At 48.3% G+C, this 2321-nt stretch carries 2 protein-coding genes; one reads left to right on the top strand and one right to left on the bottom strand.

Annotated features, from left to right (window positions below; all coding sequences use genetic code 11):
* Positions 1 to 975, top strand: a 975-nt coding sequence (locus AC1DUA_RS38140; RefSeq protein ID WP_477504652.1) for a YheC/YheD family endospore coat-associated protein, incomplete at its 5' end; no start/stop codon positions are given.
* A gap of 329 nt (positions 976 to 1304) precedes the next feature.
* Here the strand turns inward: AC1DUA_RS38140 and nagZ are convergent.
* Positions 1305 to 2321 (bottom strand): beta-N-acetylhexosaminidase (nagZ, locus tag AC1DUA_RS38135; RefSeq protein ID WP_477504651.1); only part of this gene is annotated, 1017 nt, incomplete at its 5' end.

Here is a 2321-nt window from a genome sequence, read left to right as displayed (position 1 = left end):
TGCTACTTCTGCATGCAAGATGTTCACATCCATACGATGAGGGTTCATGCCTATGTGCAAAGAGGAACTCGATATATGCGTGAATGGATTGCGCTGCCGAAGGTAATTCATAACCGGGCCATTTACTTGGACCATAGTTCCGATCAGGAGCTGGAGAGCTGGACACAGCACGGCATTCACGTTTTTAACCGATGGAATCGATACAGTAAGCTGCAAATTCACGAAATACTGCTGCTGGATGAAGTCATCCGACCTCACCTGCCAGGCACCTTCCCCGCTACCCTCAAAAATATGAAAGTCATGATGAATGCCTACGACTCTATCATTATCAAACCAACGAACTCTAGTATCGGGCGCGGTGTTATGAAAATGGATCGAACCCCCACGGGCTGGCAGCTTGTTTATCCCGCGACACTCAAAATCAGCAATAAAGTCTGGCGGCAGGTCAACTTTCGCAAACAACTACCATTAACCCTGCGGCGTAAAATCCAAAGCCGCGCCTACCTCGTGCAGCAGCGCTTGCCTTTGGCTACTCACGACAACCGTCCCTTCGATTTGCGTGTATCTGTGCAGCGCGGAGCTTGTGGCGATTGGTGTGTGACGGGAATCGTCGCCAAAGTCGCTTCACGCACGCTGTTCCTGACTAACGTGGCACAAGGAGGCCAAGTGAAGACATTGACGGAAATTTTGGCAGCCGATTATCCGTCTCTGAATTCCCGCGCGGTATGTGAGCAAATTACGGAGTTTGCCCTTCGGGTAGCGAAGTTTCTAAGCATGCATTTGCCGCATTTGGCTGATCTCGGACTTGATATCGGAATCACCACCGATGGTTATCCTCTATTCATTGAATGCAACGGCAAGGATCAGCGTTATAGTTTCCGCGAGGCAAATATGCTCGAAGAGTGGAGAGCAACCTACTATAACCCGATGGCTTACGCCAAATATTTGCTCGATGGCGGTACCCCGGTTTATTAGCCCGCCAACCCGGTCCTATCCTTGTAATGGGAACTATAGTCCACTATTTCGTCTCCAAACAGCCATTTTGAAAATCGCCAGCTTCTCCAGCTTCTCCAGCTTCTCCAGCTTCTCCAGCTTCTCCAGCTCTTCCAACTCTTCTACTTCTCCAGCTCTTCCAGCTTCTCCATCTTCTCCATCTCTTCCAGCCTCTTCAGCTCTCCACTTCTCAAACTCTCATCTCCCCACCGCTCAAAATATCACCACTTTGCTCCCGCTCCACCCCCAAACTCAAAAAAGGAGTGCCCCACAAGTCATCACATGACTACAGGGCACTCCTTTTACTTGTGCTATTTCGTGCTAAGCACTTGCTTTACAGCTTTATTGAGTGCTGACACATCAACCGCGCCAACACTCTCATCCTTCAGCTTATACTTTTGCTTCAGCTTCTGAATTCTCGCCACGCTCTGATCAATCGTATCCATCGGAATCCGTTTGTCCTGAACAGCTTGTCGCAGCGCCTCAATCACTTTAACCACTTTATTGTAGTCATGTCCGACCATGATCACATTAGCTCCTGCCAAAACTGATTTTACAGCGGAAGCGCCGATATCGTAGTTTTGTTCAATAGCTCCCATCGTCATATCATCAGTCATGATCACGCCTTGGAAGCCCATCTCCTTGCGCAGCAAGTCCGTCATGATTTTCTTCGACATCGATGCCGGGTTCTGTCCGTCCACTTTGGGCAGCAAAATATGGGCAACCATCACAGCATCTGCCTCTTGTTTGAAAGCTTCTGCGAATGGGATCAATTCAAGCTTACGCAATCTGTCCAAATCGTTCTGGACAACAGGCAGCCCTACATGCGAATCGACCGATGTATCACCATGTCCCGGAAAATGTTTAACGACTGACGTGATTTGCTGATCTCGTAGTCCCTTCATTTCTTGAATGCCCATAGCGTTGACAACAGCAGCGTTGGCCCCAAATGAACGATCGCCAATTACCGGATTCTTCGGATTGCTGTTAATGTCGAGCACGGGAGCGAAATCAACGTTTAATCCATACGCATGAAGCTCTGAGCCAATTAATTTGCCGATGTTATAGGCATACGTCTTGTTATTCGTCTTGCCGATCTCTTGATTCGTTGGCGTTTTCTGAAGCTCATCCGGCAATCGCGTTACCCTTCCGCCCTCCTCGTCCACACCAATCCAGAGCGGCTGCTTATTTTTGGCATTCTTTTGCTTCAATTCATTCACCAGTGATACTAGTTGGCTTGAATCTTTTACATTTGGCTTATATAAAATAATGCCGCCCACGTGGTACGTTGAAATCAACGCTTGGGTATTGGAATTTACGCTGTATCC

The organism is Paenibacillus sp. 01T422, assembly GCF_056398785.1.
This window is presented reverse-complemented; position numbering and strand designations above follow the sequence as displayed.